This is a genomic window from Acidovorax sp. CF316 (assembly GCF_000276605.1).
Taxonomy (GTDB): domain Bacteria; phylum Pseudomonadota; class Gammaproteobacteria; order Burkholderiales; family Burkholderiaceae_C; genus Acidovorax.
This window is the reverse complement of sequence record NZ_AKJX01000058.1, coordinates 1-13,324: the sequence shown is the minus strand read 5'-3', so window position 1 is coordinate 13,324 and position 13,324 is coordinate 1. Positions and strand designations below refer to the sequence as shown.

Sequence of the window (13,324 nt, the reverse complement as noted above, 5' to 3'; positions counted from 1 at the left end):
GGCGCCAGCCACAGCGGCGGTGGCCAGGCGGCGGCGGGGAAGGGAAAGCTTCGTCATGGGTCTGTCTCCTGCGGTACTTGTTGTGGGTTGGATCTTATGAGTGATGTCAAAAGCCATAAATACCGTCAAAATTACTTCATTCATAAATCCAAAGCACGAATAAGACACCCATGGACGGCTTTTCGGACCTGCGCTTCTTTGCCCTGCTCATGAAGGAAGGCAGCCTGGCCGCTGCCGCACAGCAGATGGGCATCACCCCGCCTGCGGTCAGCCGGCGCCTGGCGCAGCTGGAGCACCGCCTCGGCGTGCGCCTGCTGCACCGGACCACGCGGCGCATCCACCTCACGCCCGAGGGCGAGACCTACCTGCTGGACGGCGCCCGCATCCTCGGTGACCTGGAGGCGCTGGAGCGCACGGTGGCCGGCGCGCGCAGCTCGCCGCGCGGCCTGATCAAGCTGGCCGCCACGCTGGGCTTTGGCCGCGTGCACATCGCACCCGCCCTCTCGGCCTTCGCACGCGCCTACCCCGAGGTGGAGGTGCAACTGCACCTGACGGACCGGCCTGTGAACCTGGTCGAGCAGGGCTTCGACGCTGCCGTGCGCTTCGGCGATCTGCCCGACTCGCGCCTCACGGCCCGCCGCCTCATGGCCAACCAGCGCGTGCTGTGCGCATCGCCGGCCTACCTGGCACACGCGGGCGACCCTGTGCAGCCCGCCGACCTGCTGGCCCACCAGTGCATCGTGATCCGCGAGAGCGACGAGACCTATGGCACCTGGCACCTGCGCCAGGGCGAGCGGCAGGAGACCGTGAAGGTGCGCGGCATGCTCAGCACCAATGATGGCGCCGCGGCCACCACCTGGGCACTGGACGGGCATGGCGTGCTCATGCGCTCGCACTGGGATGTGGCGGCGTACCTGGAGTCAGGCCGCCTCTCCCCCGTGCTGCCGGGCTGGGCCCTGCCTGCGGCCGACGTGACGCTGGTCTACCCGACCAAGAGCGACCTGTCGGCCAAGACACGGGCGCTGGCGGACTTCCTGGGCGAGTGGTTCGGCGCGCGGCGGGTGGGGTGAGCCCCGTGCAGAATGCGCGCATGGAGATACGCCCCATCGCACGGTCCGAGCTGCCGCAGTTGCTGGCGCTCTATGGCCACCTGCATGCCGACGACGAGCCGCCGCCCGATGGCGACGCACTGGAGCAGATCTGGAACGAGCTGCTGGGCAGCCCCCGCTACCGGTATGCGGGGGCCTATGTGGACGGCCAACTGGTCTCCAGCTGCACCATCACCATCGTGCCCAACCTCACGCGCGGTGGCCGACCCTATGGCTTGATCGAGAACGTGGTGACCCATGCCGATCACCGAGGACACGGCCACGCCAAGGCCGTGCTGCACGATGCCTTGTCGTTCGCCTGGAGCCAGGGCTGCTACAAAGTGATGCTGATGACCGGGCGCAAGGACGAAGCCACGCTGCAGTTCTATGAAACGGCGGGCTTCGACCGGCAGGGCAAGCAGGCCTTCATTGCCCGGCCCTGAGCGCCATGCAGAGATGCGCTACGCGACGCTGCTGTCCGCAAACAGCTCCGCGATGAAGCGCTCAAGCTCCTGTTCCTCCAGCAGCTCGATCGAGAAGTTTCCAAACCGCTTGGGCAGCCACAGGATCCGGGTACCGCTGGGTGTGCGCAGCCCATCACGGTCCAGGCGATTGCCATTTTCATCCTCCGGCTGCACACCGGCGGCCACCAGTTCGTCATAGGCAGCCTCGATGTCGGGGGTGGAGTAGCAATGGCGGTATATCGTGCCCTCGCCCTGCCTGTCCAACAGCTCCCTGAGATTGCCAGCGATGGGCTGCACGAGCATGAAGCGCTCGGTACCGAACATCACCACGGCATAGCGCACATGCAGGCCACCACGGTCCCATACCAGGGTCCTGGACACGCGCGCGCTGAAGATTCGCGCGTAGTAGGAACAGGCCTCTTCGAGGTTGCCCACCAGAACATCGACGTGGCTGAATTTCAGGTCCATGGCTTGCCATCACTCCTCATTTTTGTCGGGGGTGCAGAGCTTCGCACAGGTCGGCACGGGCCTTCAGTTTTCTCAAGCCCTGCCGATAACAACCGGAACCGCATCAACAAACCAAGAATCAGAAAATGAGTGCCGTCAGTCTTTCCTCTCCGGCAGCAGCCGTGGGCACACAGAGCGCCACCATCAAGGCCACCACCGCACCGAGCACAGCCCTTTCAATCCCCTCCAGTGGGGCGGACACGGCGGCCGTCACCTCGACGGCCTTCACCGCCTCCGCCCCCCTCGCCCCTGCAGCTGCGGCCTCGGGCGATACCCGATTTCTCCATGTCACCCAGTACCCATCGTCCCTGCAGACCGTGGATGTGACCTACGAGGCATTGGCGAACCTGCAGACCCGCAACGGGCGGATGCAGGTCTGGGAGCAGGCCCCCACCACGGCCGTGGACCAGATCATCGGCCGCAACGCCAGTGCCACCAGCCAGAGCGCCCGCTTTGCCGGCCTGGGCTCGGCCCTGCTGGAGCAGGTGGCCAGCACGGGCAGCAGCTACCGGCAGACCATCGTGAACGTGGCGGCGGCCTACTCGCCCGACAAGATCCAGGGCAAGGCCGCCGATGCGCAATGGGCCATCCGGTCCAGCCCCAGCGCCAGCGCCACGCTGACGATCAAGACCCAGTCGGGCGCCTCGGTGCGCATTTCCATTGCCGACCAGCGCCTGCCGGTCAGCACGGGGGCGGGCATCACGGTGCAGATCGATGTCGAGGGCGACCTCACGCCGCAGGAGCAGCAGGCGCTGCAGTCCCTGGCCAAGGGCTTCGATGAAGCCATGGAGGGCCTGACGCGGGAACCGCCGCTGGTGAACCTCGACGGCCTGATGAAGTTCGACAGCAAGGTGTTGACCCGGGTGGAGCTCAAGAGCGAGATCTATGGCCTGAACGAGAAGGGCGAGCGTGCCATGGTGCTGGGCACGCGCTTCACGGCCAGCGCCGACAGCCGCGAGATCGAGCTCAAGACGCTGAAGGGCACGGCCACCGTGAAGACCGATCTGCGCCAGAGTGCCATCTGGGGCAGCGCCGAGCAAAAGGCCCGGGCCGTGCAGCAGTACCTCAGCCGCGTCGACAAGGCGGCCGAGCGCGGCAACGGCAACCAGGAGCTGGTGGACCTGTTCAAGTCCTCCTTCGCGGCCCTGCACGGCGGCTACGGGGCCGACGACAAGGCCAGCGGCCTCACCAGGGTGCGGCCAGCAGACATCACCAGCGATGCCGACGCCTTCAGCGAAGAGGACCACAGCCTGCTCACGGGCATGGCGGACTTCAAGGCCACCCTCCTGACCAACCGCCGCGCCATCAACCCGCGCCACACCAACGAGATCGACATCTTCGACTACAAGCTCGAACAGTCGACCCAGATCTCGGGCGGCTCTGCCGCCAACCGCGCCATCACGCAGACGCAGACCTCCGACCTGAGCGCGGCCTTCCACCGCTCGCTGCGCTCCCGGCGCGAGCCCGAACTCAGCTCGGACTCGGCCACCCAGAACTACTACTACACCCAGGTCGAGGACCACAGCAGCACCCGCATGGAGCTGGCCTACGATAAGGACAAGCCCGTGCGCGCCTTGCTCACGCAGACCGCATCGCAATTCCTGCGCACGACCAAGGTGGAGTTCAACAAGGTCGTGGACACCGTGGAGGAACCTTTGCAGCAGCAATCGCAGCGCAAGGACCTGCTGCCCATGCTGGAGCAATTGCTGCGGCGCGAAGAGGCCGACGAACTGTCGTCCGAGGAAAAAGACAGGACGCTGCGGGAATGGAATGCGATGGTGCTGGGAGGACCGGGCGCGGCATGAACGCCTCGGGCACCCTGCCCCCTACCCCGTAACCGCCATTTCGTACCGCGCCAGTGCCCAGCTCCCCCTGGATACCTCGCTGTGCAGCACAAACCCGAAGCCTTCGTAGAGCGACCGCAGCCCCTGGCGGTCCGCAACGCAATCCAGGCGCAGCCAGGGCCGCTGCAAGACCAGTGTTCGCTCGCGCGCAAAACGCAGCAAAGCCGTTGAAACCCCCTGCCCCGCCCAGGCACGGCGCACCGCTAGCTTGTGCAGGTACAGGGAACTGCCAGGTGCGATCTCGGGCCAATAGTGCGGGTCTTCCGGGTCCAGGCGCATGACGCCGGCCACCGCTGCGCCTGGACCTGGCCCGCTACGCGCAATCCAGTAGGCGCTGGCGCCAATGTCACGCCCTATGCGCTCGGCGCTGTAGTCTGCCGGGGACCACAGGGGCCGGCCATTGCCTTGCAGCCACTGGGCCGCCTCCTGCAGGGTGGAGACGACGGCATCCAGGTCGTGGGCGGTGGCTTGGTCGATGTACATGGGACGCAGGGCGGCGGTGCAAAGGGCAGCCATCTTAGCCACTTGGCACCATGGGCCAGAGCAGACGTGTGCCAGGCAATGGCATCGCCGTGCCAAAAACTCCTGCTAAGATTTGCACATCGGGAAACCAGCCTCCCGAATCCTCACGGATAGATGGTGTCCCATCCAAGTGCTGATCACTCTTTGCCGGAGTCATCATCCGTGGACACCCTTATGGGCAACGCCCCTTTCTCCTTCTCCGTTCTTCCCCAGGATCTCGCTGCGCGCATCGGCACGCCCGGGGCTCCGCTTGTCCTGGATGTGCGCCGGCGGCCTCGCTTTGACGAGAGCGCGCACCTGCTGGCCAGCGCGCGGCACTGCACACCCGAAGACATCGCCGCCCTGGCAGCCAGCGCCCCGCCCCGCGAGGCCGTCGTGTACTGCGTGTACGGCCACGCCGTGAGCCGGGAGGCGGCGGCGGTGCTGCGGCAGGCGGGCTGGAACGCCAGCTTCCTGGCGGGCGGATTCGAGGGGGGCGAGCCCGGCGTCGACACGCCCGAGGACCTGGCCCGCTGGCGCGCCATGCGGCCCCTGGCGGTGCGCAAGCGGCCCGACCTGGGGGTGGACGGCACGGCTGCGTCGCGCTGGATCACCCGCGCGCGGCCCCAAATCGACCGCATTGCCTGCCCCTGGCTGGTACGCCGCTTCATCGACCCGCGCGCAGAGTTTCTCTACGTGGACGCGGCCCAGGTGCTGCCCGATGCGCAGCGGCTCCGTGCCGTGGCCTACGACATTCCCGGCGCGCCCATCACGCACGCGGGCGCGCTGTGCAGCTTCGACGCGCTGCTCTCGGCCTTCGGCCTGCAGGCCGACCCGGCCCTCGCCGCACTGGCGCGCATCGTGCGCGCCGCCGATACCAACGAGCTCCAGCAGGCTCCCCAGGCCGCGGGGCTGCTGGCCGTGTCGCTCGGTCTCTCGCAGCTGCACGCAGGCGACGACATGGCCATGCTCGCAGCCGCCATGCCGCTGTACGACGCGCTGTATGCCTGGTGCCGCCAAGGGGTCAGCGGACCGCAGGAAACCCACCGCTGGGCACCGCAGGCGGTGCAGGCATGAGCGATCTGAATGGAACCCCGACGATGACAGACACCCACAGCGCGGCAGCCGTGGCCAGCGGGGCCGATGCCCCCGACGGCGATGCACGCCCCACCGATGTACCGTTCACCCAGGCCCTGTGGTTCTGGCTCAAGCTCGGCTGCATCAGCTTTGGCGGGCCGGCCGGGCAGATCGCGATCATGCACACCGAACTGGTGGAGCGGCGCCGCTGGATCAGCGAGAAGCGCTTTCTGCATGCGCTCAACTTCTGCATGGTGCTGCCCGGCCCCGAAGCGCAGCAACTGGCCACCTACATCGGCTGGCTGATGCACCGCACGCGCGGCGGGCTGGTGGCGGGCGCGCTGTTCGTGCTGCCCTCGTTGCTGCTACTGGTGCTGCTGTCCTGGGTGTACATCGCCTGGGGGCACCTGCCCGTGGTGGAAGGCATCTTCTACGGCATCAAGCCGGCGGTGACGGCGCTGGTGCTGCATGCGGCGCACCGCATCGGCACGCGCGCACTGCACAACCGCTGGCTGTGGGGCCTGGCAGCGGCGGCCTTCGTGGCCATCATGGCGTTCAGCGTGCCCTTCCCGGCCATCGTGCTGGCGGCAGCGCTCATCGGCCACCTGGCCGGGCGGCGCTGGCCCCAGCTGTTCACGGCCGGCGGTCATGGCGGCGCCCAGCGCGGCTATGGGCCGGCGCTGATCGACGATGACACGCCCACACCGGCCCATGCGCTGTTCAGCCGCAAGCGCCTGGCGCAGGTGCTGGCCGTGGGCGGTGGCCTGTGGCTGGCGGCCATGGGGGTGCTGCTGGCGCTTTATGGCTGGCAGGGCACGCTCACGCAGATGGGTTGGTTCTTCACCAAGGCGGCGCTCCTGACCTTTGGCGGGGCCTATGCGGTGCTGCCCTATGTGTACCAGGGCGCGGTGGAGCACTACCACTGGCTGGATGCCAAGCAGATGATCGATGGCCTGGCGCTGGGCGAGACCACGCCGGGCCCCTTGATCATGGTGGTGGCCTTCGTGGGCTTTCTGGGCGGCTGGCTGCACAACGTGTTCGGGCCCGACGCGGCCTTCTGGTCCGGCGCGCTGGCGGCTTCGGTGGTGACCTTCTTCACCTTCCTGCCCTCGTTCGTGTTCATCCTGGCGGGCGGGCCGCTGATCGAGACCACGCACAACCAGCTGCGCTTCACCGCGCCGCTCACGGCCATCACGGCCGCCGTGGTGGGTGTCATCCTGAACCTGGCCCTGTTCTTCGCCTGGCACGTGTGGTGGCCGCAGGGCTTTGCGGGCGGGGTGGACATGGCGTCCGTCGCCATCACACTGCTGGCCGGCGTGGCACTGTTCCGTTTCAAGCTGGGGGTGCTGCCCCTCTTGGGTGGCTGTGCGCTGGCGGGCCTGGCACTGCGCATGCTGGGCGGCTAGCCAGCCGCCCTAGTCTTTCAGCAGCTCCTGCACCAGCGTGCGCACGATGGGCATGGCCGGCGCCTCGCTGCGGCCGGCCAGGGTGACCAGGCCGAACAGCGCGGTGGTGATCTCGCCGGGCACCATGGGCAGCTCCACCAGGTCGGGCGCGGCGGCGCGCACCGCCAGCAGGATGGCGTCGCTCTTGCGCACCACCTCGACCAGGCTGGGTATCTCCTCGCAGCGCAAAGTCACGCAGGCGGCGGGGTGCGCCTCGGGGCCATAGGTTTCCATGAGCCGGCGCGCCACCTCGTCGCTGAGCGGGGTGGAGGCGATGGGGTAGTCCTTGAGCATCTCGAAGCGCACGCCGCCGCGCTTGCGCAGCAGCGGGTGGCCGCGCCGCACCATGAAGGAGCCACGGATCTCGCAGACCAGCTCGGTGCGCAGGTCGGTGGCGGGCTGCAGCGATCGCGCGTCGATGACCAGCGCATCGAGCTGGCGGTCGCGCAGCGCCTGCACCAGCCGGTCGGTGCTGCCGCGCGATATCTCCAGCGTGAGCTGCGGGTGGCGCGTGGCCACCTGCATGAGCAGCGGCGTCATCAACAGCGCACCGGGCCCCGAACCCAGGCCGATGCGGATGGCCCCTCCCTCGCCTTCGCGCATGCGCTGGCCCAGGGCGTGCAGCTCGGCCGCGTCGTCCACCAGGCGCTGGGCGCGCTGCAGCACCTGGCGGCCAAAAGGCGTGAGTTCGCTGCGCCGGCCAATGCGGTCGAACAGGGGCAGGCCCAGCTCGTCCTCGATGGAGCGGATGCTGCGGCTGAGCGCCGGCTGCGTGAGGTGCATGGCCTCGGCCGACTTGCTGAACGAGCCGGTCTGCGCCAGCGAAATGAAGTGCCGAAGCTGCACCAAAGTCATGCCGATTTGCCCCCTTCTGGTGCAAGAAAATTGAATAACTTCAACTCATGCTAACCCACTTTGCAATGCATTGGACGCGCAGAAACGCCAATCCTAAGATGGCCCGGCTGACCTGCACAACGTGCCCCGAAAGAGCTGCGTGGCAGGGCCAGAGGGTGTCGAAGAAACGCATGCCATGGCTGCCATGGCCGCCTACCAAACTGTCCGCAAGGGATCTAAATGACGCACACAACGATTGCGATGAAACGCCTGCTCGCCACACTGGCCGGGCTCACGGGCCTGGTGCTGGGCGCCAGCCCCCTGGCCGCCTGGGCCCAGGCCCCCACTGCCTACCCCGCCAAGCCGGTGAGCCTGATGGTGCCCTACCCCGCGGGCGGCCCGTCGGATGCGATGGCGCGCATCCTCAACACGCCCATGACCCGTGAGCTGGGCCAGCAGGTGATCGTGGAGAACCTGGGCGGCGCGGCCGGTGCCATGGCCGCGCAGAAGGTGCTGGCCGCGCCGGCCGATGGTTACTACATCTTCCAGGGCTCGCCCAACGAGGCCATCCTGGCGCCGCTGGCCAATGCCGCGGTGAAGCTGCGCACGGAGGACTTCCGTCTGGTGCACCCGGTGTCCGACGCGGCCATGGTCTTCGTGACGCGCAAGGACCTGGGCGTGAACAGCGTGGACGAGCTGGTCGCACTGGCGCGCACGCCGGGCAAGGACCCGCTGTCCTACGGCAGCGTGGGCATCGGGTCGCTCTACCACCTGATCCTGGAGAAGGTGCAGCAGACCACGCACACCACCATGCAGCACATCCCCTACAAGGGCAATGCGCCGCTGCTGCAGGACCTGGGCGGCGGGCAGCTCGACTTCGCGGTGCTGGTCTACAGCTCGGCCATGGGCGCCATGGCCGACCAGGGGCGCCTGAAGATCATCGGCCAGCTGGGCGCACAACGCTCCGAGATGCTCAAGACCATTCCCACCGTGAGCGAGGGCAAGACCCTGCCCAACTTCTCGTACAAGATCTGGACGGGCTTCATGGTGCCCAAAAAGACGCCCGAGCCCGTGGTGCAGCGCCTGCACCAGGCCATCGGCCGTGCGCTCAAGGACCCGACGGTGCACACGCAGTTGGCCGCGCAGTCCATGGTGGCGTCGCCGGCCATGACGCTGGCCGAATCCACCGCCTTCTTCGAGAGCGAGACCGCGCGCTACCGCGAGATCGCACGCTCCATCAACCTGCAGCCGCAATGATGACGACGATGCACAGCAGCCTGTTCGACACCTTGCAGCAGCGCGCCAGCGAGTTCATTGACCTGCGCCGCGACATCCACCGCCACCCCGAGCTGGCCTTCGAGGAGCAGCGCACGGCCGAACTCGTGGCCGAGCGGCTGGAACGCTGGGGCTATGCGGTGGAGCGCGGCATCGGCGGCACGGGCGTGGTGGGCCGCCTGGTGCGCGGGCACGGCAACAAGCGCCTGGGCCTGCGCGCCGACATGGACGCCCTGCCCATCACCGAGGCCACGGGTGCCGCCTGGAGCAGCGCCCACCCCGGCGTGATGCATGCCTGTGGGCACGACGGCCATACCGCCATGCTGATGGCGGCGGCCTGGTACCTGGCGGAGCACGGGCAGTTCAACGGCGAGCTGAACCTGATCTTCCAGCCCGCGGAGGAAGGCGGCGGCGGCGCGCTGCGCATGATGGCCGATGGCCTGTTCACGCGCTACCCCTGCGATGCCGTGTTCGCCATGCACAACATGCCCGGCGTGGCCCAGGGCCACCTGCTGTTGCGCGAGGGGCCGGCCATGGCATCGAGCGACTACGCCACCATCACGCTGGACGGTGTGGGCGGCCATGGCGCCATGCCGCACCAGGCCATCGACCCCGTGGTGGCCGCGGCCAGCCTGGTGATGGGGCTGCAGACCATCGTCTCGCGCAACGTGGACCCCCAGCAGATGGCCGTGGTGACCGTGGGCGCGCTGCATGCGGGCCAGGCCAACAACGTGATCCCCGCCAGCGCGGTGCTGGAGATCAGTATGCGCGCCATGGACAGCGGCGTGCGCCGGCTGCTGGAGCAGCGCATCCGCGCACTGGTGGAGGCCACGGCCACGGGGCATGGCGTGCAGGCCCGCATCGACTGGCGGCCAGGCTATGCCGTGCTGGTCAACACGCCCGAAGAGACGGCCCTGGCGCGCCAGGTGGCGCTGGAGCTGGTGGGCCCCGAGCGCGTGACCCTGCAGGCCGCGGCCCTGCCGGCGAGCGAGGACTTCGCCTTCATGCTGGAGCAGGTGCCGGGCTCCTACCTGCAGATCGGCAACGGCAATGCCCCAGGCGGCTGCATGGTGCACCACCCGGGCTACGATTTCCATGATGGCAACATCGTGGTGGGCGGCGCGTACTGGGTGCGGATGGCCGAGACTTTTCTCACGCCGCAGTGACGGCCCCGAGCATGCCCGTGCGCGGGTGGCAGTTGAAGTACTTGAAATACTGCTCCTCGGCCCGGGCCACCGTGACCTCGTGGTACAGCTTGAGCTGTGCCGCCGGGCCCATGGTGCCCAGGTACTTCATGGCCGCGCCGAAGATGGCCACATGGGTGGGGTGCGACTCGGCCCAGCGCTCCAGCGCCGCCAGGCTGCGCCGCCAGCCCATGCCAAAGCTCTTGTCCACAGGCTGGCCCTTCGCATCGACCACGGCCATGTAGCGGTTGGCATAGCAGTCCACCTGGCGGCCCTGGTCCTGCAAAAAGTCCATGCCGGCGCGCAGCACGGGCTCCACCTCTTCGGTGTACATGCGCCGCTCATCCCCTCGGGTACCGGTCCAGTCCTGGCCGGAGCGGATGAGGCACAGGTTCCCATGCGGCAGCACGCGCTGGTGCAGTCCTTCGGTGACGACCTGCGGCACGCCCTCGGGCGCCATGCCGTCGGTCTGCGACAGCGCCAGGCGGTCGCGCATGCCGCCCCAGTAGGCATGCTCCTGGATGGGCTGGCCCAGGCCGCTGGAGACACCGGCCACGCCCTCCACCACGTCGGCCGAGAACAGGGTCTCGAAGCGGTCGGCCGCGGGCTGCAGCACCTCGGTGAACAGGCCCAGCCCGGGGTCATCGAAGGCCCCGGATGCCCAGCGCGCGCCATGCTCGGCAAACCAGGCCGCGTAGATGGCCGGGTCGTCCCAGTAGCCGATGGTGATGGTATTGAGGTAGCCCGCCTGGTCCACGTACCGCGCGCGGTCCCAGTGGCCCGGGCCGTTGTTGGCGGCGGCAAAGGCCTCGGCGATGCAGTGCAGGGCCCGCGCGGCCAGGGCGGGCGCGGGCGCATCCGCCCGGTGCTGGATGCCGAAGTAGGCCATGACTACGCGCGTGACCTCGGGGCGGTAGCGCGCCACGGTCGCAAGGTACGGCGGCACATAGTCGTCGGGCACCCGGCGGTGGCGCAGGCGCGGGCACTGCAGGTGCGGGGGAATGGCGGATTCCATGGTGCCCTCACTCGGCCATGGCAACGGCGGGCTCAGCCGCGACGGCTTCGTTGGCCGCCACCGGCGCCGCCATGCCGGCGGGCACCTGCGACACCACGCGGTCGCCCGGCGTCTGGTTGAGCAGCAGGCGCGTGACGTCGGGCCGCGCATAGTGGCCGGCCGGGTCGGCCGCCGTCTTGGCCAGGGAGATGGTGCCCAGGTCGATGTCGGCCAGCACCAAGCCCTCTTCCTTCTCGCCCAGCGGCGTGCCCAGCGATGCACCGTCGGGGCCGTAGATGCGCGCGAAGCCGCCGCCTTCGAGCAGCAATTGGCGCTGCAGGTCGTCGGTGCAGAGCATGGCATGCATCTCCTTCGACACGGTGGCGCACGGCGCGACCACGAAGCAGCCGCCCTCGACCGCATAGACCTGGCTCGCGGCATTGTTGACCTCGGCCCCCAGCGCATGGGCGGCACCGCGGTACAGCGAGAAGCTGGGCCAGGCGCCGATGTGGACCTGCTCGTTCTGCGCGTACATGGCGTACTTGCTCAGGGGCTGCAGGTGTTCCCAGCAGGCGAGCATGCCGACGTTGCCGATGGCGGTGGGCATGACCGCCAGGTCGCTGCCATCGCCTTCGCCGAACACGGTGCGCTCCACGTGCGTGGGCTTGAGCTTGCGCCGCGTCTTGACCACGCGGCCCTGGTCGTCGAACAGGGCCTGGGCGATGTAGAGGCTGCCGCCGGCCCGCTCGCTGTAGCCGGTGGACATCCAGATGCCGATGTCGCGCGCGGCCTGCGCCAGGCGCTGGAACTCTGCCGAGCCGACAACCAGCGAGTTGTCGTTGTAGCGCTGCACGTACTGCATGCCCATGGCGGGCGAGTTGAGCCAGATCCACCAGGGGTAGCCGGGGATCCAGGTCTCGGGGAAGGCCACGAGCTGCGCGCCCTGCTTCGCGGCCTCCTTCATCAGCGCGATGGTCTTGTCGATGGTGGCATCGAGGTCGAGGAACACGGGCGCGGCCTGGACGGCGGCGACGCGCAGCTTGGGGTGCAGGGTGGCGGGCATGGGGATCTCCTTCAAGGGCGGGGTTGTCGATGGAAGGATTTCACTGCGGGCAGGCCGGTACCGTCTTGCCCCTGGCTCTCCTGGTCCTTGATTCCAGGCCACTTGACTGGGAGTCACTTGCCCTTTGCCCCCAGCTCGCCACCCCGGGTTTACCGGCATGGGCCTTGCTTGAAGAACGGGCCCGGTCGGAGGATGATGGGCCTGTTGCCTTTCTCCCCCTGCCCCGCTTGAGACCCCGCCCATGAGCCACCTCTTGAGTACCGATGCCATCGCGCCCCGCGACCGGCTGGCCTACTGGACCGACATGATCTGCACCACCTACGTGCAGCTCGAGTGCGATGCGCCCGATGGCGAGCACTTCGGCGGCTCCATCCAGAGCCACCACCTGCCGGGGCTGGACCTGTCGGTGGTGCGCTCCTGCGCCCAGCGGGTGGTGCGCACGCCGCGCTTCATCTCGCGCGCCACGGACGACTGCTTCATCGTGAGCCTGCAGACCAAGGGGCATGGCGTGATCTCGCAGGACGGGCGCGACGCTGCCGTGGCCCCTGGCGACTTTGCGCTGTACGACAGCACGCGGCCCTACACCCTGCAGTTCAGCGAGGACTTCGAGGAGATCGTGCTCAAGCTGCGCGGCGAGCAACTGCGCGCGCTGGTGGCGCGCACCGAGCAGCTCACGGCCACCACCGTCTCGGGCCGCAGCGGCGCCGGGCACCTGATGGCCGCCATGGTCACCACCCTGCGGGGCGAGGTGGACAGCCTGCCCACCGCCTCGGCCGCCGCCGTGGCCAGCGGCGTCATCAGCGTGCTGGTGGCGGGCCTGCAATCGTTGCCCGCCTGCAGCCGGGCCGAGCCTTCGGCCATGGGCGCCTACCACGTGGCGCGCATCAAGCGGCACATCGACGGCCGGCTGCGCGACCCGGCGCTGACCATCGCATCCGTGGCGACCGACCTGGGCATGTCCAGCGGCCACCTGCACCGCCTGTTCAGCAAGGCCGAGCCGCAGTCGCCCTCGCACTACCTCTGGGGCCAGCGGCTCCACGGCGCCAGC

General features: G+C 68.6%; 13 protein-coding genes. 8 read left to right on the top strand and 5 right to left on the bottom strand.

Translation table 11 applies throughout. The features are described 5' to 3' along the window. Window positions 1–170 precede the first annotated feature (170 nt). Window positions 171–1,070: a LysR family transcriptional regulator gene (locus PMI14_RS06235; protein WP_007851358.1), complete on the top strand. Its 900-nt coding sequence runs from the start codon at window positions 171–173 to the stop codon at window positions 1,068–1,070. A gap of 20 nt (window positions 1,071–1,090) precedes the next feature. After that, window positions 1,091–1,531 carry a GNAT family N-acetyltransferase gene (locus PMI14_RS06230; protein ID WP_035202609.1) on the top strand — a complete coding sequence of 147 codons (441 nt, stop codon included), beginning with the start codon at window positions 1,091–1,093 and terminating at the stop codon, window positions 1,529–1,531. Window positions 1,532–1,549: 18 nt separating this feature from the next. On the opposite strand, the gene PMI14_RS06225 is transcribed toward PMI14_RS06230, so the two are convergent. After that, window positions 1,550–2,020 (bottom strand): VOC family protein, encoded by a 471-nt coding sequence (locus PMI14_RS06225; protein ID WP_007851354.1) that lies wholly within the window; start codon window positions 2,018–2,020, stop codon window positions 1,550–1,552. A gap of 125 nt (window positions 2,021–2,145) precedes the next feature. Between PMI14_RS06225 and PMI14_RS06220 the strand changes: the two genes are divergently transcribed. Further along, entirely contained in the window at window positions 2,146–3,864 is a 1,719-nt protein-coding gene (locus PMI14_RS06220) for a hypothetical protein (protein WP_007851347.1), read from the top strand. 21 nt (window positions 3,865–3,885) lie between these two features. Here PMI14_RS06220 and PMI14_RS06215 read toward each other — a convergent pair whose 3' ends face one another. Next, window positions 3,886–4,386 carry a GNAT family N-acetyltransferase gene (locus tag PMI14_RS06215; protein ID WP_007851344.1) on the bottom strand — a complete coding sequence of 167 codons (501 nt, stop codon included), beginning with the start codon at window positions 4,384–4,386 and terminating at the stop codon, window positions 3,886–3,888. Between the two features lie 213 nt (window positions 4,387–4,599). Between PMI14_RS06215 and PMI14_RS06210 the strand changes: the two genes are divergently transcribed. Beyond that, on the top strand, window positions 4,600–5,481 hold the full coding sequence (locus PMI14_RS06210; RefSeq protein WP_007851342.1) for a chromate resistance protein ChrB domain-containing protein: 882 nt from the start codon (window positions 4,600–4,602) through the stop codon (window positions 5,479–5,481). A gap of 23 nt (window positions 5,482–5,504) precedes the next feature. After that, window positions 5,505–6,887 (top strand): chromate efflux transporter, encoded by a 1,383-nt coding sequence (gene chrA / locus PMI14_RS06205; protein WP_035202603.1) that lies wholly within the window; start codon window positions 5,505–5,507, stop codon window positions 6,885–6,887. 9 nt (window positions 6,888–6,896) lie between these two features. Here chrA and PMI14_RS06200 read toward each other — a convergent pair whose 3' ends face one another. Beyond that, complete coding sequence (locus tag PMI14_RS06200) at window positions 6,897–7,781, bottom strand: LysR family transcriptional regulator (protein ID WP_007851339.1); 885 nt, start codon at window positions 7,779–7,781, stop codon at window positions 6,897–6,899. A 240-nt stretch (window positions 7,782–8,021) separates the two neighbouring features. On the opposite strand from PMI14_RS06200, the gene PMI14_RS06195 reads away from it, so the two are divergent. Then, window positions 8,022–9,017, top strand: a complete 996-nt coding sequence (locus PMI14_RS06195) for a tripartite tricarboxylate transporter substrate binding protein (RefSeq protein ID WP_035202601.1) — start codon at window positions 8,022–8,024, stop codon at window positions 9,015–9,017. A gap of 8 nt (window positions 9,018–9,025) precedes the next feature. Further along, window positions 9,026–10,201, top strand: coding sequence for a M20 aminoacylase family protein (locus tag PMI14_RS06190; RefSeq protein WP_035202607.1), 1,176 nt, complete (start codon window positions 9,026–9,028; stop codon window positions 10,199–10,201). Here the strand turns inward: PMI14_RS06190 and PMI14_RS06185 are convergent. Together PMI14_RS06185 and PMI14_RS06180 are read right to left on the bottom strand one after the other, a co-directional pair. Beyond that, window positions 10,188–11,234 (bottom strand): phenylacetaldoxime dehydratase family protein, encoded by a 1,047-nt coding sequence (locus PMI14_RS06185; protein WP_007851334.1) that lies wholly within the window; start codon window positions 11,232–11,234, stop codon window positions 10,188–10,190. The two genes, PMI14_RS06190 and PMI14_RS06185, sit on opposite strands and share 14 nt — an antisense overlap. Before the next feature lie 7 nt (window positions 11,235–11,241). Beyond that, the gene (locus PMI14_RS06180) at window positions 11,242–12,276 is read right to left on the bottom strand and encodes a carbon-nitrogen hydrolase family protein (protein ID WP_007851333.1); all 1,035 of its coding nucleotides are present in this window, start codon (window positions 12,274–12,276) and stop codon (window positions 11,242–11,244) included. Window positions 12,277–12,517: 241 nt separating this feature from the next. Between PMI14_RS06180 and PMI14_RS06175 the strand changes: the two genes are divergently transcribed. Beyond that, a partial coding sequence (locus PMI14_RS06175) for an AraC family ligand binding domain-containing protein (protein WP_007851331.1) occupies window positions 12,518–13,324 on the top strand: 807 nt, incomplete at its 3' end.